Origin of the sequence: Sorangium sp. So ce367 (genome assembly GCF_051520455.1) — a bacterium.
GTDB lineage: Bacteria > Myxococcota_A > Polyangia > Polyangiales > Polyangiaceae > Sorangium > Sorangium cellulosum_B.
In genome coordinates this window covers 6896778-6914313 of record NZ_CP150334.1, presented here as the reverse complement: position 1 = coordinate 6914313, position 17536 = coordinate 6896778, and the positions used below count along the sequence as shown (strand labels likewise).

The 17536-nt window shown below is 73.2% G+C and carries 11 protein-coding genes; 2 read left to right on the top strand and 9 right to left on the bottom strand.

Annotated features, from left to right (window positions below):
• Positions 1–228: 228 nt before the first annotated feature.
• Positions 229–1005 carry a chlorite dismutase family protein gene (locus tag WME97_RS26240; RefSeq protein WP_437541085.1) on the top strand — a complete coding sequence of 259 codons (777 nt, stop codon included), beginning with the start codon at positions 229–231 and terminating at the stop codon, positions 1003–1005.
• 15 nt (positions 1006–1020) lie between these two features.
• On the opposite strand, the gene WME97_RS26235 is transcribed toward WME97_RS26240, so the two are convergent.
• The 5 genes from WME97_RS26235 to WME97_RS26215 all read right to left on the bottom strand — a co-directional run bounded on the left by WME97_RS26235 (position 1021) and on the right by WME97_RS26215 (position 8593).
• Positions 1021–2796, bottom strand: coding sequence for a phospho-sugar mutase (locus WME97_RS26235; RefSeq protein WP_437541083.1), 1776 nt, complete (start codon positions 2794–2796; stop codon positions 1021–1023).
• 165 nt (positions 2797–2961) lie between these two features.
• Positions 2962–4362: an acetyl-CoA carboxylase biotin carboxylase subunit gene (locus tag WME97_RS26230; RefSeq protein WP_437541081.1), complete on the bottom strand. Its 1401-nt coding sequence runs from the start codon at positions 4360–4362 to the stop codon at positions 2962–2964.
• 92 nt (positions 4363–4454) lie between these two features.
• Positions 4455–5618, bottom strand: a complete 1164-nt coding sequence (rlmN, locus tag WME97_RS26225) for a 23S rRNA (adenine(2503)-C(2))-methyltransferase RlmN (RefSeq protein ID WP_437541078.1) — start codon at positions 5616–5618, stop codon at positions 4455–4457.
• Between the two features lie 65 nt (positions 5619–5683).
• Entirely contained in the window at positions 5684–6835 is a 1152-nt protein-coding gene (locus WME97_RS26220; RefSeq protein WP_437541075.1) for a CgeB family protein, read from the bottom strand.
• Positions 6836–7702: 867 nt separating this feature from the next.
• Positions 7703–8593, bottom strand: coding sequence for a serine/threonine-protein kinase (locus tag WME97_RS26215; protein ID WP_437555500.1), 891 nt, complete (start codon positions 8591–8593; stop codon positions 7703–7705).
• Between the two features lie 589 nt (positions 8594–9182).
• Between WME97_RS26215 and WME97_RS26210 the strand changes: the two genes are divergently transcribed.
• Positions 9183–13040 carry a serine/threonine-protein kinase gene (locus WME97_RS26210; RefSeq protein ID WP_437541073.1) on the top strand — a complete coding sequence of 1286 codons (3858 nt, stop codon included), beginning with the start codon at positions 9183–9185 and terminating at the stop codon, positions 13038–13040.
• A gap of 23 nt (positions 13041–13063) precedes the next feature.
• Here the strand turns inward: WME97_RS26210 and WME97_RS26205 are convergent, their stop codons facing one another.
• The 4 genes from WME97_RS26205 to WME97_RS26190 form a co-directional block, all read right to left on the bottom strand.
• On the bottom strand, positions 13064–13345 hold the full coding sequence (locus WME97_RS26205) for a pyrimidine/purine nucleoside phosphorylase (RefSeq protein ID WP_437541072.1): 282 nt from the start codon (positions 13343–13345) through the stop codon (positions 13064–13066).
• Between the two features lie 141 nt (positions 13346–13486).
• Positions 13487–14575: a DUF2252 family protein gene (locus WME97_RS26200; RefSeq protein ID WP_437541071.1), complete on the bottom strand. Its 1089-nt coding sequence runs from the start codon at positions 14573–14575 to the stop codon at positions 13487–13489.
• A gap of 197 nt (positions 14576–14772) precedes the next feature.
• The gene (locus WME97_RS26195) at positions 14773–15642 is read right to left on the bottom strand and encodes a hypothetical protein (protein WP_437541068.1); all 870 of its coding nucleotides are present in this window, start codon (positions 15640–15642) and stop codon (positions 14773–14775) included.
• 535 nt (positions 15643–16177) lie between these two features.
• On the bottom strand, positions 16178–17533 hold the full coding sequence (locus WME97_RS26190; protein WP_437541066.1) for an ATP-binding protein: 1356 nt from the start codon (positions 17531–17533) through the stop codon (positions 16178–16180).
• Positions 17534–17536: the final 3 nt, after the last annotated feature.

Genomic DNA, 17536 nt, shown 5'->3' with positions numbered 1-17536 from the left:
CGCCAGACCCCCGGCGACCGCCGCAGACGTCAGCGCGCGCAATGGTGTGATGCGCATTACGTGATTTCGTGCGGCGCTCGTCGGTCGTCGTGGCCGTCGACGGGCGCTCGTCGCGGTGACGGGGGCTCGCAGCGGCGACGGGCGCTCGCGGCGGGGGCTGCGCGTCGCCCGCGGAGGTGGTGCGCCTGGCAGTTGCCGTCCCCCGCGAACCTCGGTACCCCTACGCCCATGAGCGAACCCACCACGGGCCGGCCCGCCGCCGGCCACGCGGAGCCCGAGCTGCCGCACATCGACGTCGCCGAGCGGGGGGCACCGCGCGACGGCCGGCCGCAGGTCATCAACGGCCGGCTGTTCATGCAGCTGCTCGTGTTCCGTTGCCCCGGCGACGCCGATCCGGCGGAGCTGACCCGCGCAGCCGGCCAGGCGCTCGCGTCGCAGCGCGTCGGCGCGGTCGTCTACGAGGACATCAACGATCCGCGCGGGATCGCCGTGCTCACGTGGGCGGAGGACCCCGCCGTCTTCGTCCAGACCGTCCGCCCGGCGCTCAACCGCAGCGAGCTCCGGGCCCTGGAGCTTCGTCCCGATTTCACCATGCTGGGGCGCACGTACTCGACCGGCTACGAGCAGGATCTCGACTTCTGGCTGCTCCGGCGCCCGGCGGAGACCGTCTTGAACCCCGCCTGGCCGTGGGCGGTGTGGTATCCGCTGCGCCGCAGCGGCGCGTTCTCAAAGCTCGAGGGGCGCGAGCAAGGGAGCATCCTGCGCGAGCACGGCACCATCGGCAGGGCCTACGGCGCCCAGGACCTCGCCCACGACATCCGCCTCGCGTGCCACGGCCTCGACGCCCGCGACAACGAGTTCGTGATCGGGCTCGTCGGCAAGGAGCTCCACCCGCTCTCCCACATCGTGCAGACGATGCGGAAGACCCGCCAGACCTCGGAGTTCATCAGCCAGATGGGCCCGTTCTTCGTGGGCCGCGCCGCCTTCCGCAGCCCGGGCGGCTGACGGGGCCGCTCCCCCTCAGCCGATGCCGGCGAGGCCCGAGAACGCCAGGGCCAGGGCGTCGAGCCGCACCGCGGCGCGGGCCTCGGCGTCGCCCAGCGGCTCGTCCGCGGCGACCTCCTCGCGCACGTCGAAGTAAAACTTGATCTTCGGCTCCGTCCCGCTCGGGCGGGCGATGAGCCGGCTCCCGTCGTCGAGCTCGTACACGAGCACGTTGCTCGGAGGCAGCACGAGCGGCTCGACGAGGCCGTCGCTCGTGGTGCGCGTGCGCGCCTCGAAATCGCGCCACGCCACCACGGGGACGCCGCCGATCGCGGCCGGCGGCCTCTTCCTCAGCGCGTCCATGATCGCCGCGATCTTCTCGAGGCCGTCGACGCCGCGCAGGGTGTAAGAGCGCTGCCCGCTCATGTAGAGGCCGTACTTGCGGGTGATCGCCTGGAGCTCGTCGAGCAGGGTCCTGCCCTCGGCCTTGCGCACCGCCGCGAGCTCGGCGACCAGCGCCGCGGCGCTGATGCCGTCCTTGTCGCGCACGACCGGGCCGACGGTGTAGCCGAGCGCCTCCTCGAAGCCGAACACGAAGCGGGCCCCGGTCGAGCGCTCGATGTCCATCGCCCGGTTGGCGATCCACTTGAACCCGGTCAGGGTCTCCTCGTAGTGAACCCCGAGCGCCGCGGCGATGACGCCGAGCATCGGGGTCGAGACGCAGGAGGCCAGCACGAGCCGGCGCTCGTCCGCGCCCTGCGCGCGCCCCTCGGTGAGCAGGTAATGGCCGAGGAGCACGCCGACCTGGTTGCCCGTGAGCTGCACGTACTCGCCGTCAGGGCGCCTCACCGCCACGGCGAGCCGGTCGACGTCGGGATCGTTGGCGAGGACGAGGTCGGCGCCCTCCCGCTTCGCGAGGGCGAACGCCAGGTCCATGGCGCCCTTCTCCTCGGGGTTCGGGAACGCGACCGTGGGGAACGCGCCGTCCGGCTCGGCCTGCTCGGGCACGCTCGCCACGCGCGTGAAGCCGGCCTCGCCGAGCGCCTGGCGGACCAGGCGATTGCCGACGCCGTGAAGCGGCGTGTAGACGATGCAGAGGTCGCGATCCCCGTCGCTCCGCACCGCGAGGCCGCGGATCGCGCCGAGGTAGCTCCGCTCCAGCTCCTCGGGGAAGTCGCGCACCAGCCCGAGCCTCCTCGCCTCGTCGAGGGGCATGCGGGGGACCTCATCCGCGGGCGGCGAGGCGTCGATCGCCGTCGCGATGCTGGTGTCGTGGGGTGGGATGATCTGCGCGCCGTTGTCCCAGTACACCTTGAAGCCGTTGTACTCGGGCGGGTTGTGGCTCGCCGTCACCATCACGCCCGCGGCCGCGCCGAGGTGGCCGACCGCGAACGCCGCGACGGGCGTGGGGCAGGGGACGGGCGAGAGGTGGCTCGGGATGCCCGCGGCGGCGAGGGCGCAGGCGGTGTCCTCCGCGAACTCTCGGCTCATCCGGCGGCCGTCGTAGCCGATGACGACGCCGGCGCTCCGCGCCTTGTCGCCGATCGCTTCGAGGAGGTGACGGGCGAGCCCCGCGGTCGTGCGGAGGATGACGGCGCGGTTCATCCGGCTCTCGCCGGCGCCGAGGACGCCGCGGATGCCCGCGGTGCCGAACTCCAGCGGGCCGGCGAAGCGCTCGGCGAGCTCGGCGCGGACGCCGTCCTCGCCCGCCCTGGCCGCGTCGATGAGCCGGCGCAGCTCGCTCTGGGTCTCCGGATCGGGGTCGTGGGCAAGCCAGCGTTCGGCGGGCTCGAGGACGAAGTCGTGGCTCACGCCTGATATTTAGTTCATGCCGGCCGTGGTTTGCACCACGAGCGCGCGATTCAGCGCGGCGGCAGTGCGGGCGGCGACCGCCGCGCGCCGGCCCGCCGGCCCGGCGCCGATGTAGCCGGCGGCTCCCGGCCAGCTCGCGGCCCGCTCAGCCCGCTCGGCCGAGCGTCAGCCCGCCTTCTTGCCGGCGGCGAGCGCCTCGGCGAAGCGCGTGTCGTACTGCCCGCCGCGGAAATCGCCGTCCTGCAGGATCTGGCGGAGGAACGCGAGGTTGGTCGCGGCGGGCCCAGCCGGACCGGTGAGCTCGATCGTCGTCTCGGCGAGCGCCCGGTCCAGGCGAGCGATCGCCTCGTCGCGGGTCGGGCCGTGGGCGACGATCTTGGCGAGCAGCGGGTCGTAGAACGGCGTCACCTCGAGCCCCTCGGCGACGCCGGTCTCGATCCGCAGGTCGTCGCCGGCGGCCGGCCAGCGGAGCGCGGTGATGCGGCCGGGCTGGGGGGCGAACTTCTTCGCCGGATCCTCCGCGTAGAGGCGCGCCTCGACGGCGTGGCCGCGGCAGGTGTGGCCCCGGACCTCCGGCGCGAGCGGCTCGCCCGACGCGATGCGGATCTGGTGCTCGACAAGGTCGAGCCCGGTGCACATCTCCGTGACGCAGTGCTCGACCTGGAGCCGCGCGTTGACCTCCAGGAAGAAGAGCTCGCCGCTCTCCGCCGCGACGAACTCGACGGTGCCCGCGCCGACGTAGCCGGCGGCCGTCACGACCCGGAGGGCGCTGTCGTGGAGCTCCTTCCGGCGGAGCTCGCCCGCCGCTCCCTGGAAGAACGCGGCCGGCGACGGGGTCTCCTCGACGATCTTCTGGTGCCGGCGCTGCGCGCTGCACTCGCGCTCGCCGAGCGCGACGGCGCCGCCCTGCCCGTCGCAGAGCACCTGCACCTCGATGTGGCGCGGGCGCTCGATGTACCGCTCCATGTACACGCGCGGATCCCCGAACGCCGCGCGGCCGCGGTCGGAGCACGCGGTGAGGGCGCGCGACAGCTTGCCTGGATCGGTGACGACCTGCATGCCGATGCCGCCGCCGCCGCCCGCGGCCTTGACGAGCAGCGGGAAGCCGATGCTCTCGGCGGCGCGCTGGGCGGCCTCGACGTCGGCGGGGTCGACCGGACCGCCCGTGCCCGGCGGCGGGAACACGCCGGCCCCACGCGCGTGATCCCGCGCGAGGATCTTGTCGCCGAAGGCGTGGAGCACCGCGGGCGGCGGGCCGATGAACGTGACGCCGGCCTCGATGACGGCCTCGGCGAAGGCCTGGTTCTCGCTGAGCAGCCCGTACCCGGGGTGGATGCCGTCGGCGCCCGTCGCGCGGGCCGCCTCGACGATCGCATGGATGACCAGGTAGCTGTCCCGGACCGGCGGCGGCCCGATGCGCACCGCCTCGTCGGCCATCGCGACGTGCGGCGCGCTCGCGTCCGCGTCGGAATACACGGCGACTGTAGCGATCCCGAGCCGTTTGCAGGTCCGGAGGACGCGGCAGGCGATCTCTCCACGGTTGGCGACGAGGATCTTCTTCAACACGGCCGACAGCTACGCCCCCGCGCGGCGGCGCGTCAAGACGCCCGCTGCAGGCGGCGCTCGCCCGCGCGCTCCCGGGAGGCGAGCGGGCGTGCTCAGCCGAGCGCCCGCCGCACCTTCGGCTTGGCCCCGAGCAGCACGAGCTGCCCGCAGGCCGCCGAGACGTCATCGCCGCGCCGGCGGCGAACGAAGCAGGAGTATCCCGCCTGGGTGAGCACCTCCTGGAACGCCGCCACGCGCTCCTGGGCCGGCGGCCCCAGCGAGGAGGCCTCGATCGGGTTCATCGGGATGAGGTTGATCTTCACGGAGAGCCCGCGAAGGAGCTTCGCCAGCCGCCGCGCCTCGGCGGGATCGTCGTTCTGCCCGGCGACGAGCGTGTATTCGATGGTGATGCGCCGGCGCCGCGGCAGCGGGTAAGCGCGCAGCGCCGCGAGCAGCTCGTCGAGCGGGTGCTTGCGGTTGATGGGCATCAGCGCCGAGCGCGTCTCGTCGTCCGCGGCGTGCAGCGAGATCGCCAGCGCGATCTGCCCGCCAAAATCCGCTCCGAGCCGCGCGATCTCGGGCACGAGGCCCGACGTGGACACCGTGACCCGCCGCGTGGAGAGGTTGATCCCTTCCGGGTGCGTGAGCAGGCGCAGCGAGCGAGCGGTCGCTTCGTAGTTGTGGAGCGGCTCGCCCATGCCCATGTACACGACGTTGCGGAGCTCCTCGCCCTCCTCGAGCATCGCCCGCCCGAGGAGCACCTGGCCCGCGATCTCCTCGGCCCCGAGGTGGCGCTTGAGCCCCGCCACGCCGCTCGCGCAGAAGCCGCACCCCATGGCGCAGCCGACCTGCGTCGAGATGCACTGGGTGACGCGGACGCGCGGCGCGGCGCCCGCCTCCGCGGCCGCATCGTCGTCCTCGTCGTCAGCCGCCGCCGCGTCGGCGTCGAGCTGCGCCTGCGAGCCGGGGCCCGACACCGACGGGAGCAGGACGGACTCGATGGTCGCGCCGTCGCGGAGGCGCAGGAGCAGCTTGCGCGTGCCGTCCTCGGAGCGATGAACCCGCTCGGGCGCCAGCACCTCGCCCAGCCCCTCCGCGGCGAGGTGCTCGCGCAGCCGCGCCGGGAGGTTCGTCATCGCGGCCGGATCGAGGACGCCGCGGCGATGGATCCACTGGAATACCTGCTTCGCCGTGAACGACCGCTCTCCGCGGGCAGCCAGCGAGGCCGACCACTCTTCAGGCAGCCGGGCGACGGGGTGGAGCGGCGTGGAGCGCACCTGCCTGGCCTACTGCGCGCCGCCCCCAGCGGCAAGGGGAGCAGGCGGGCGGCCAGGCCAAAGCGTCAGCCGCTCTGGCTCTCCACCTGTGACGTCGTGAGCTGCCCGTCGCGCTCGCGGCGCGCGCGCGTCCGGCTGGCGGCCTCGAGCACCTCGCGGGTGTAGCGCTCGAACGCCTCGGCCCGGTGCATCGCTGTGTGCTCGGCGAAGACGCGCTGCCTCGCCCGCTGGCCCACCGTGAGGCGCTTGTCCTCCTTCATCTCCCTGAGCTTCCGGAGCACGTCCTCCGGCGAGCGCACGAGCAGGATCTCCTCGCCGGGCTGGAAGAACGTCTCGATACCTGGCCAGGTGTCGCTCAGGACAGGGGTCCCGCACGCGGCCGCCTCGAACAGGCGCGCGCTCGGCGACCACCCGGACTCCACCATCGCACGGCGGGTCAGGTTCAGCGTGAAGCGCTGCGAGTTGTAGAAGATGCGGTGCTCGTCCGGCGGGAGGTGCTCCGTCCGGGAGACGTTCTCCGGCCACGCGAGCGACGTCGGGTACTGCGCGCCCGCCACCGCGAAGCGCCCGCGGCGCATGCGCCGCGCCGGCTCGAGGAGGAGCCGCTCGACGGCCGCCTGCCGGTCGTCGCTGTAGGTCCCGAGGTAGCCGAGATCCCAGCGCATCGGCGCCGGCTGGGGATGGTACACGTCCGTGTCCGCCGAGCAGTAGAGCGCCCGCGCGCGCACCGCGCCGTGGCTGCGCTCCAGCCGCTCCAGCGTCGGGCCCCCCGTCGCCGACAGATAGAGATCATACCGCGGGATCAGCGCCGGCGTCAGGTACGCGTGATCCCCGTGCGCCAGCCGGCCCAGCGTGACGGGGGTGTCCAGATCGTAGAACGCGGCCTTTCCGCGGGCCTCTTCCGTGATCCATGCCCCGACCGTCGCCCCTTCCGGTACGAAGGAGCCGACGATCACGAGATCGGCTTCGCGCACGGCGCGTGAGAATCTATCGCGGAGCTCGGTAATGCTCGAGTACTGCTCGGTCGTGCCGTAAGGCGGGTTGGGCAGGTCGCGGTGCTGATCGTAGATGGGGAGGTTCCGCTCCAGAAAGAGCATCCGGTGGCCGCGCGACGCGAGCGCCCGGAGGAGCGCTCTGTACGTCGTGGCGTGGCCGTTGCCCCACGAAGACGTGATGGAGAGCCCCAGGAAGACATAGCGGTAGGTAGTTGTCGTCATAGCGTGGTGGCGGCAAGGGTTGAGAGATCCCAGACGGCGTGCCGGCCCGGAGTGCGCCGGTCCCGAGAGGTACACCGCGGCGGCCCCGGAGAGGCGAAAGACGCCTCGCGGACACCTGCGCAACGTGCGTAACGTGCGTAACGTGCGTAACGCGCGCAAAACGAGCGGCACGCCGATCCAGTTGCCCTGGCGCCGCGCGAGAGGGCGCGGCGACGAGCGCACCCGGGATTAACATGCGTGCTCACCCTCTGCAATGCTGTGAGATGCAGTTTCTTGAACGAAGGTGCGTATTCCTCGTCAGACGCCAGGCGGTAAGGTCCGCCCTTTTCCCGTGACGACGAAGCGCGCGAAATCGCCGCTTGCTCCGGGATAACGCGGCTCGTTCGGGTAAAGCACCCGAGGCAACCGTCCTCGCATCGCAGAGGAACCGGCCTGTGCGGTAAACGCTGTTCGGAAGCGATGATGGTGAGAAAAAGAGGGACGTTGTCGCAATGGTCTGCGACGGCTGCTGGTCGAACGGAGCGTCGACGGGGGAGCCCTGCTCCGGAACGCCGGGGCAGCGCTGGCGAGGCGCCGCCCAGGCCGGCGCGCGCTGTCGGACGCGTACGCCGCGGAGCGACGGGGCCTCTGGGCGCGGCCGGCGGCAGGGGATTCCGCCGTCCAGCTGAGCTCGCCGGCGAACCGGCGGCCTCGGCCGGGCAGGGGCGCCTGGGCTCGCGGAGAAATCGGGCGGGGGAGCAGGAAGGCAGCAAGCGCGCGGCGCTGTCCGGGTGCCTTCCTGTCGGCGCGGGGATGCTGCGGTGGAATCGGCAGGCCGGGTGTCCAGCCTTCAGCGGCGCTGGGGCCGCGCGAGAGCCGTCGAGACGTTCAGGCGGCGGGGCTCAGCGCCTGCCAGCCCTGGATCACCTCGGCGATGCTCGCGAAGCGGCGGTCCGGGCTGTGCGCCAGACCCCTGTTCACGAACACCTCGATCTCCCGGTCGACCGGCGGAGGCATCAGGCTGCCCAGGCGGCGCGGCGGCGTCCTCGTCTTGAGATCGGCGAGCATCATGAGATTGCGCGCGGCGTAGGGGAGCTCGCCGGTGAGCGCGTGAAAGATCACCGTCATGGCCGCATAGAGGTCGGCCCGGTGATCCACCGTCTTCCCCTTCGTGAGCTGCTCGGGCGGCGCGAACCTGAAATCGCCAAGACACCGGCTCGGTAACGTCGGCGCCGCGTCGGAGAGCCCGGGAGGGAGCTTGCACGAGCCGAGATCCAGGAGCGTCAGCCGCTCGCCGTCAGGACCCTGGTCGAGGAGCACGTTCGCGGAGCTGATGTCGCGGTGGATGATGCCAATCTCGTGCAGCTCGGCGATCGCCGACCAGAGCTGCCCGCCCAGCGGGTGAACGGCGCTGAACGGGAGCGGCCCCTGCCGGGAGATGCGCTCGCTGAGGAGCTCCCCCTCGCGCAGCTCGAAGACGAGGAGAGGACCGTGCGCCGGGTCCTTGCCGCCGTCGAGCGAGGGCAGTGTGTGCGGGCCCCGCAGCCGCTCGCACGCCACCGCCTCTCGCCGGAAGCGCGCCTCGGCCTCCTGCTGGGGCATACGCTCTGGCGTGTTGAGCACGCCTCCCGGCTCCTGGCGTACCGGGGGCTCCCCGAGCACCTTGACCGCGACGCGCCGGCCGGCGCTCGCGTCCTCGGCGCTGAACACCTCACCGAGGCCTTCGCGGCGGAGATGACGTACCACGCGGTAGCGCTGGAGCAGAACGGTTCCGGGCACGATTGACAAGAGCGGCCTCCTTCGCTTGACAAAGGGGGTCCAGCGCGTTCCGGTCGCCTCCCCCCTCTCCCCAGACAAGCTCATTTATCACGCAGACGCGACAGAGGAAGCGCCGCGCGCAGCGTCACACGACGAAGGGCCCCCGCGCCTCGTTTTCCGGGGCGCGCCGCTTCACATCGGCCGCCCGTCGCACCCGAGGTCGCCTGGACGAAAAAGCCGCGGGGGCATGGGACGGGGAAAAATGGGGCGCGGCCCGCGGGACAACGGGGCGAATGCGGTCCGGGGAGCCGGAGCGCGGGTGGCCAGCCAACGCGCGTGGCGGCGGCGGGAGCGGCCAGCGCCTGGGCCACCACGGCCGCGCCGGTCTCAGCGGGGCCGCCGGCGCTTCGACGCTGCAGAGTTGCCCCTGGCCGCGCTCTCTGGTGACGATGCGCACCGGAGCGCGGCAATCGGTGGTGATTGCATGACAGCGGCGGCGCCTCTCGGCGCCCGCTTCCGGGGACACGCCCGTCACCCTGAACCGCTGGCCATTCAGGTGAACTTCGCGTAGCTCCCACACAGGGCGGACGATCCGGAGCGACGGCAGGCAATGCGAGCGGGAGACGTCATCGACGGCCGGTTCGAGATCATGGAGCTCGCGGGCGCCGGCGGCATGGGCCACGTCTTCCGCTCGCGCGACCTCAAGACCGGCGAGACCATCGCCCTCAAGGTCCTCCAGAACGCCGCCTCCCAGGACTCGAACCGCCTCGCGCGCGAGGCGCAGGCGCTCGCCACGCTGCGGGTGCCGGGGGTGGTGCGGTACATCTCGCACGGTCGCACGGAGCACGGCCACCCCTACCTCGCCATGGAGTGGCTCACCGGCGAGACGCTCTCCCAGCGCCTTGCCCGGCAGGCGTTCACCCTGGAGGAGAGCCTCAAGCTCGGCCGGCGCGTCGCGACCACCCTCGGCTCCGTGCACCGGCTCGGCGTCGTCCACCGCGATCTCAAGCCGAGCAACCTGCTCCTCGTCGGCGGCACCATCGACCGCATCACGCTCATCGATTTCGGCGTCGTCCGGATGTCCGGCATCGACCAGCAGCTCACCATGCCCGGCGCCATCCTCGGCACCCCCGGCTACATGGCGCCGGAGCAGGCGCGCGGCGAGGCGCACGTCGACGCGCGCGCCGACGTCTTCGCGCTCGGCTGCCTGCTCTACAAGTGCATCTCGGGGCGCGCCCCGTTCCGCGGCGCGCGCGGGCTCGCCGTGCTCGTCAAGGTGCTGATCGAGGAGCCGCCGTCGCTCCGGTGGCTCCGCGACGACGTGCCCGAGGCGCTCGACGCGCTGGTCCAGCGGATGCTCTCGAAGTCGCCCGAGGGGCGGCCGAGCGACGGCAACGCGGTCGCGATCGAGCTCGCCGGGCTCATGGATCCCGCGGCGATCTCCGTCCGCCCCCCCTCGATGTCCGTCCGCCCGCCGGAGCTTACGACCGGCGAGCGCAAGGTGATGTGCCTCGTCCTCGCGCGCGACGGCCTCTCCACCGCCGAACCGTCGCTCCCCGAGGTCGACGAGCAGGCGCGTGCGCAGGCGCTCTCGACCACGGCGGCGCGCTACAAGGGCCAGCTCGAGCTCGTCGACGCGCGGCTGCCGCTCGTCGTGCTGTCCGGGGCCGGCGCGACGACCGACCTCGCGGCCCGGGCCGCCCGCTGCGCGCTCGCCGTCCAGGCGCTCCTCGGCGGCGCGCCGGTCGCGGTCGTCACGGGCAGGGCGGAGATCGCCTCGCGCATGCCGATCGGCGACCTCATCGATCGCGTGGTCCAGCTGCTCCCCGAGGGCCGCGCGACGTCCCGCGCGCCGGCGATCCGCATCGACGAGGTGACGGCGGGCCTGCTCGGCGCGCGGTTCGAGATCACGTCCGACGGGGGCGGCCCCTGGCTCCACGGCGCGCGCGAGGAGCCGGAGGCGCCGCCCCACGTGCTCGGCAAGGCGACGTCGTGCGTCGGGCGCGAGCGGGAGCTCGCGCTGATCCGGGACGAGCTCGCCCGCTGCATCGAGGAGTCGACCCCGAGCGTCGTGCTCGTCACGGGGCCGGCGGGCATCGGCAAGTCGCGGCTCCGCCACGAGCTCGTCCGCGCGATCCGGGAGGACGGCGAGCCGGTCGAGGTGTGGCTCGGCCAGGTGGATCCGATGAGCGCCGGGTCGGCCTTCGGCCTGCTCGCGCACGCGCTCCGCCGGGCGATCGGCCTCACGGACGCGGATCCCGTCGAGGAGCGGCGGCGCAAGGTGCGGGCGCGGGTCGAGCGGCACGCGGCGCTCGACGCCGCGCGGGTCGCGACGTTCCTCGGCGAGCTCGTCGGCGCGCCGTTCCCGGACGACGACGTGCAGCTCCGGGCGGCGCGGCGCAACCCGATGCTCATGGGCGATCAGCTGCGCCTCGCCTGGGAGGACTTCCTGCGCGCCGAGTGCGCGGTGCAGCCGGTCCTCCTCGTGCTCGAGGACCTGCACTGGGGCGACCTGCCCACGGTCACGATGGTCGACGCCGCGCTCCGGAACCTGAAGGATCGGCCGTTCATGGTCATGGCGCTCGGCCGGCCCGAGGTGCACGAGCTCTTCCCGAAGCTGTGGGACGAGCGGCGCGGGCACAAGCTCCGCCTCGCGGGGATCTCGCGCCGATCGAGCGAGCGGCTCGTGCGCCAGGTGCTCGGCGAGCGCGAGAGCCCGGCGCTCGTGGCGACGCTCGTCGAGCGCGCGGACGGCAACGCCTTCTACCTCGAGGAGCAGATCCGCGCGGCGGCGGCGGGCAAGGGCGTGGACCTGCCCGAGACGGTGCTGGCGATGGTGCAGGCGGAGCTCGACGCGCTCGACGTGGGCGCGCGGCGGGCGCTGCGGGCCGGGGCGATCTTCGGCGAGACCTTCTCGCGGAGCGGGGTCGCCGCGCTGGTCGGCCGGGCGGAGGTCGAGCCGCTGCTCGCCGAGCTCGAGGTGCGGGAGCTCATCGTCCGGCGTTCCGTGGAAGGCGCGCCGGAGGCGGCCGAGTACCGGTTCCGGCACGCGCTCGTGCGCGAGGCGGCGTACGGGATGCTGACCGATCACGATCGCCGCCTCGGCCACCGGCTCGCCGGCGAGTGGCTCGAGCGGACGGGCGTGGCGGATCCGATGGCCCTGGCCGAGCATTTCGAGCGCGGCGGCGAGCCGGCGCGGGCGGCGGCGGCGACCCTGCGCGCGGCCGAGCAGGCGCTGCTGGGGAGCGACCTGGGCGCGGCGATCGAGCGCGTCGAGCGCGGCATCGCGCGCGGCGCCTCGAAGGCGACGGCCGGGGCGCTGCGGCTCTGCCAGGCGGAGGCGCACCTCTGGCGGGGCGAGTTCGCGCTGGCGGAGCGGCGGGGGACCGAGGCCCTGGAGCGGCTCGCGCCCGGGTCGGCGCCGTGGTTCTCGGCGCTCACGCAGGTGATCCTCGCGGCCTCGAAGCGCGGCAACCACGACCAGGTCGAGGGCCTGCTGCGCCTGGCGCAGGGCACCGAGGCGCGGCGGTCGGCGCGCCCCGCGCGCAGCGTGTGCCTGTGCGCGGGCGCCGGGCGGCTCGTGTTCGGAGGGCGGTACCAGCTCGCGGACGAGCTGCTCGACGGGATCGAGCAGGACGCCGAGGAGACCGAGCAGGAGGTCGAGGTGCTGGCGCGGCTCCACGAGGCGCGCGCGTACCGGGCGATGGCGGTCGGCGATCCCGGCGCGTGCCTCGCGGGCTTCGAGGCGGCGCTCGCGGCGTTCGAGCACGCGGGCGATCGCCGCAACGCCTGCTGGGCGAGGAACAACCTGGGCTCCTGCTACGCGGAGCTCGGCGATTTCGAGGGCGCCGAGGCGGCGCTCAGCGCGTCGCTCGCGGACGCGGAGCGGATGGGCCTGTCGGACGTCCGGCTCGGCGCGCTCCTCAACCTCGGTCCGGTGCTCGCGCAGCGGGGCCTCGTCGAGGAGGCGCGGCGGACGGCGGAGGAGGCGATCGCGACGTCCCAGCGCCTCGGCGACGCGCGCGGGGAGGGCGCCGGGCGGGCGTGCCTCGCGAGGATCGTGCTCCAGGCGGGCGATCTCGGGGGGGCCGAGCGCGAGGCGCGCGCCGCTGTCGCGATCCTGTACGGCGCGCCGCCCTTGCGGGCCTTCGCGTACGCGGTGCTCGGGCGGGCGCTGCTCGACGCGGGGCAGGCGGTGGACGCGCTCGCGGCGACGACCGAGGCGCTCTGCCTGCTGGAGTCGATGGGGGCCGAGGTGGGCGAGTCGCTTGTGCGCCTCTCGCACGCCGAGGCGCTCTCGGCCTGCGGACACGGGCGGGAGGCGATGATGGCGATCGCCTCGGCGCGGGAGCGCCTGCTCGAGCGGGCGCGGAAGATCGGCGATCCGGTGTGGCGCGCGAAGTTCCTCGGCAATGTGCCGGACAACGTGGCCACGCTGGAGCTGGAGCGGCGCTGGCTGGAGGACTAGGCCGCTCTACGCCCCCGGCGCGCTCAGAGGAACTCGCAGAGGTAGCCGGTGGGCTGGGTGGCCCTGACGTCGAAGCCGCTCTTGCCTGCCACCTCGAACGACGTCCCTGCCGGATAGGCGCGCCACTCCGTGGAGCCGTCGATGCGGATCGCGAGCTCGCCCGCGACGACCGTCATCCGCTCCGGCGCCTCGGTCGAGAAGTGGAACTCGCCGGTGTCGATGACACCCACCGTCTGACGGCGCCCATGGCGCTCGAAGCCGACGCTCTGGACGTTACCGTTGAAGTAGCTGTTGTGCTTGAGCATGGCGCCCTCCTACCGCGTCCCGCCGCGAGAGACCAGCCCGGACAGGCGTGCTCGCCACAGGGCGCGACAGGCGTGCTCGGCGTCTCCTTCCGTGCTTCCGTGCTCCCGTGCTTCCTTGCCCGGCGAGCGGATCCGCGGCGGTCAGCCGCGCGCGCCCTCATGGGCCTTCGACCAGCGCTCGGCGGTGACATCGAGGCTCGCCTTGAGCCAGTCGTCGAGCGCGCGCAGGTCGAGGTCCGCGAATGACGCGGCGTGCTGCCGGGCGAGGATGCTCACCTGCACCTCGAGCACCGCCCGGAGGTCGCGCTTGCCGAGGTGTTCGAGGTCGAACGAGGCCCGGCCGAGGCGGTCCCGGAGCAGGTACACGGTCCGGCCCACCTGCACCTCGACGTGGTAGGGGGCCGTGAGCCCCCGCCATATCGACGCCTTGGCGTGATCGAGGCGCCCCTCTTCCTCGTGCAGGAAGTTGCTCCAGCTCGTGGCGGCGTGGGTGGTCTCCTTCAGCTCGAGCAGGCGCAGCCCCTCGCTCCGCTCCTTGCGCGCGAGGACGAAGTAACGGTCGAGGCCGCCCGAACCGCCGCCCTCCCGCACCCGGCGGGCGACCTCGATCACCTGGAGATGGGCGCTCGACGCGAGCCCGCCGACGGCCTCGATAAGCCCCTGGCCGGTGCCCCCGTGCACGCGGGAGAGCTTGAGCCCGGGCTCGTCGAACCGGAACGCCTCGCCGTCCGTCCATTTCGCGAGCTCGCGCGCGTCGCTGGCCGCGATGTCGGGGATCATCGCCGCGGGGATCTCGCGCGGCGGCTCGCTCCCCCGGGCGATGTCCTCGTAGAGCTCGAGGAGGCCTTCGGTGACCTTGGCGCCGTCGAGGAGGAGCCGGAGCGTCGTGAAGTACCGGAGCGCGTCCAGCGCGGCGAGGCCGGGGCCCGCGTCGTCGAGATCGTTGAAGACGTAGCGCGGACCTTCCTCGAATGTGACGAAGCCGAAGTTCTCGGGGTGCGCGTCGCCGAAGCAGAGGCAGCGGCCGCCGGGCACCTTGCTCCGCGGGACGTCGAGGAGATCGACGTGCCACGCCTGGGGAAAGCTCCGCATGAAGCGGAGGGGCGACTTCATGGCCGCCCGCCACTTCTCCTCGAACTCGTCGGCATCGAGGTGCGGGTTCACCGCCCGGAAGAACGACTTGGTGAGGGTCTTGACGGGGCGGAGATCGCCCTCCTGGATGGGTTGCATCGGTCTCCTCGCGAGGCGTGCGCCCCGAGCGAGTCTGGTGTTCACGAGAGAGGTGGAAACGGTCAGCCTGTCAGAGCTTCGCATGATTCCAGGGAGACCTGGGGGCCGCCGCGGTCGGACGAGCAAGCGACCTTTCGCGTCGATGGAGCAGGAGTAAGAGGCCGAGTCCCACCCGCGGCAGCGCCGCTGTTGCAGGGCTATCCGGGCAGCGCGCTCGCTTCGCTGCGCTTGCCTTCATCGGACGCCCCGGGCGGGGCTCCGCTCGGCTCGGTGGCGGGGATGTCCGCCTCGTCCTCCTCCTGCGGAACCTGCGGCTTGCTGTTCGTGTAGCGCTTGCCCGCGCGGCTCGAGGCCCGGAGCACGGGCCCACGGATGATCTCGATATCGCGCGCCGGAGCGCGGGAGAGCTCGAGGTTGGAGAGCACGAGCGCCACGATCTTGAACCACTGGCTGCGCGCGGCCTGGATCGTGGTCTTGCTGGCGGGGGCGGTGGTCTCGGCGGCCTCGATCTCCGCGCGTGCGCGCTCGAGCGTCTGGAGCTCCCGGCCCTTGGCGAGCCAGCGCTTCACGACATCGAGCAGCGACGCCTTGCCGTGGGCCGGAACGGACCTGAGGAAGTTGCCGACGGCTGCCTCGTCCTCGAGGAGGCGGGCGATGCGCGTGGTGTTGCCCGCCTCGGCGAGCGTGGAGGCGTTGACGATGGACAGGCCGCCCGGGAAGAGCTGCTTCTGGACGGCATCGCACTGCGCGGCGCGGGCGGCGTCCGAGGGCGCTTCGGCGAGGCAGAGCTCGCGGTGCGCGTCGATACCGTAGGATACGGCCCGCGCGAGGTGGTCGTGGCGCCGGTCGACCTCGCTGGTCTCGTCGACGATGGCGCGCAGCTTCGACGACATGCGGCCTCCGCCGCTGCTCGGCTGGACCGCGAGCACTGCCTCGTGGACCTCCACGACCCGCGGGTGGAGCGCCGCGATCTCGGGGATCGCCAGGAACAGCCGGCGTTGCTCCGGGTCCTCCACCCACGGGGAAAGGAGCGCGACCATCTCGTCGATATTCAGATGCTTCAGCATGAGAGACACCTCCTGATGGGGTGATAAAGGCAATGCCTGAGGGCGCATTGCTGAGGAACAGGCAAAGGAAGTCCTGTCGTGTCGTCCGTCAAGGGCGGTGCTGCGCTGGTTTCGTGCGGTGTTCGCGCGGAAGCTGGGCTCTTGCATGCGGTTTGAATCGTCCGGGATGGGGGGAGTGGGCCTGGAGGGGGCGTCTCGTGCGGGACATCGCATTGGAAGGCGGGCGGGTCGGTGCGGGACCGAGGTGGGCGGCCTCGGATGGCGACGCGGATGGGTCGCGACGTGGCGGCGTCGCCTCGGCAGGGGGGCGGGTTGGTGCCGGACGGAGAGAGGAGGCCTCGGAAGGCGGCGCGGAGAGGTCGCGACGTGACGGGGCCGGCTCGGGGGCGCCGTAGTCGGTGCACGACCGAGGTGGGCGGCCTCGGAAGGCGGCGCGGAGAGGTCGCGACGTGGCGGGGCCGGCTCGGGAGGGGGCCGATCGACCTGGGATCGAAAAGTACGGCCTCGGAGGGGGCGGGTCGATCGAGCCCCCCGCTCAGCCCTCCGCGCCGACCGGCAGCCGCAGCGCGACCTCGAGTCCGCCGCCGTCCGCGTTCCTCGCCTCGACCTCGCCGCCGTGGATCCGCACCGCCCGCTGCGTGATGGCCAGCCCGATCCCCGTGCCGCCCGCGCCGCGCGCTCTGTGGTCGTCGACCCGGTAGAACGGCCTCCAGATGTCCCCGAGCGCGCCCTCCGGGACGCCCGGGCCGCGATCGCGGACGCGCACCTCGGCCGTCCCGCCGGAGCGCTCGAGATCGACGCGGACCGCGGTGCCCGGCTCGGTGAAGCGCACCGCGTTGCGGACGACGTTCTCGATGGCGCGCCGGAGCAGCTCCTCGTTCCCGTCCAGCGAGCACGCGTCGCGCGCCCCGAGCTCGACCGAGCAACCCCGCTGCTCGGCCTCGAACGCGGCGTCCTCGACCAGCTGCTCCAGGAGCGCCGCGAGATCGACCCGCTCGGTGCGCTCCATGCCCCGGCCCGACTCCAGGCGGCTCAGCGTGAGCAGCTCGCCGATCATCCCGTTGAGCCGCTCCGTCTCCCGCTCGATCCGGTCGAACGCCGGCTCCACGTCCGGCGGCGAGCGCCGGCGGACGAGCTCGAGCGCGATGTTGAGCCGCGCGAGCGGCGACCGGAGCTCGTGAGAGACGTCGCGCAGGAGCCGGCGCTGCGTCTCCAGGAGCTCGTCGATGCGCTCGGCCATCCGGTCCATGTCGCGCCCGAGCGCCAGCGTCTCGCCGTCCGCGCCCGCGAGCTTCTGCGCGACGCGCACCGAGAGATCCCCCGCGGCCATCCGCTGCGTGGCGCCGCGCAGGATGCGGATCGGACGGGACAGGTACCGCGCGAGGAGCACCGCGACGAGCCCGGTGACGGCGACGATGGCGAGGAGCCGCTGCGGCAACGTCTCCGGCACGATGAAGAACATCCACGGCGACCGGACAGGGCCGGCCGCGACCGCGGCGAGGGCAGGGTCGCGGCGCAGGACGACCGCGACGAGCTCCCGCTCCTCGCCGACCTCGATGGCGATGCCGTCGGCCGAGCGCCTCGCCCTGTCCTCGGCGAGCGGCGCGCCGTCGATGGGCTCGCCCATCACGAGCGCGCCGGCCCGGTAGACCGCGACGCGCTGATCCCGCGGATCGAGCGGCGCAAGGCGCTGCTCGCAGCCGGGGAGCCCGTCCCGCGCGCAGGCGAGCGCGCCCTCCGCCCGGAGCTCGACGCTGCGCGTGTTCATGCGGCGGCGCAGCCCGCTCGGCTCGGCGGAGAACGCCCAGCCGTGGATCACCGCGAGCAGGCCGACGAGCAGCGCCATGGCGAGCCACAGCGAGACGAGGAGGCGCAAAAAGAGGCTCTTCATGGC

Coding starts and splice junctions, on each gene's coding strand:
- WME97_RS26200 (WP_437541071.1), bottom strand. CDS start 14,575: ATGCAACCCATCCAGGAGGGCGATCTCCGCCCCGTCAAGACCCTCACC.
- WME97_RS26220 (WP_437541075.1), bottom strand. CDS start 6,835: ATGACGACAACTACCTACCGCTATGTCTTCCTGGGGCTCTCCATCACG.
- WME97_RS26195 (WP_437541068.1), bottom strand. CDS start 15,642: ATGCTGAAGCATCTGAATATCGACGAGATGGTCGCGCTCCTTTCCCCG.
- WME97_RS26240 (WP_437541085.1), top strand. CDS start 229: ATGAGCGAACCCACCACGGGCCGGCCCGCCGCCGGCCACGCGGAGCCC.
- WME97_RS26190 (WP_437541066.1), bottom strand. CDS start 17,533: ATGAAGAGCCTCTTTTTGCGCCTCCTCGTCTCGCTGTGGCTCGCCATG.
- WME97_RS26210 (WP_437541073.1), top strand. CDS start 9,183: ATGCGAGCGGGAGACGTCATCGACGGCCGGTTCGAGATCATGGAGCTC.
- WME97_RS26205 (WP_437541072.1), bottom strand. CDS start 13,345: ATGCTCAAGCACAACAGCTACTTCAACGGTAACGTCCAGAGCGTCGGC.